At 62.1% G+C, this 406-nt stretch carries 1 protein-coding gene; it reads left to right on the top strand.

What is annotated here, in order from left to right:
• Positions 1 to 93 precede the first annotated feature (93 nt).
• Positions 94 to 406, top strand: a 313-nt coding sequence (locus IMZ11_RS44500) for a hypothetical protein (protein WP_228649821.1), incomplete at its 3' end; no start/stop codon positions are given.

The following is a 406-nucleotide window of genomic DNA, read 5'->3' as shown; positions in this document are numbered from 1 at the left end:
CCCGAACAGGTCAACACGTTGACCCGGGGATTCGTCGAGACGTTCAGCGGCCAGGCCCAGACCCTGACGACACTGCTGACCCAGATCGCGGCCATGACATCGAGTTTGAGCAACAACGCGGGCATTTTCACCCAGCTCATCGACAACATGTCGACGTTGATGAGCACCATGCACACCCGCCAGCCGCAGCTGGAAGAGATGCTGCACGGGCTCAACCGGCTCAGCGCGGCGGTGACCTCCGGCGACCAGCAGTTCGGAACGCTCATCGATCAGGGCAACGCCGTGCTGGCCACCCTGGCCAACACGGTCAACAACTCCAGCGCGGCCTACGGAGACACCATCACCAACCTCAATGCCATGCTGCAGACCTGGCAGCCCAACACCGAGGAATTCACCAAGCTGCTGG

This window comes from Microtetraspora sp. AC03309 (assembly GCF_020826795.1).
GTDB lineage: Bacteria > Actinomycetota > Actinomycetes > Streptosporangiales > Streptosporangiaceae > Microtetraspora > Microtetraspora glauca.
Note: the sequence above shows the minus strand (reverse complement) of the source record. Positions and strands in the feature narration are given on the sequence as shown.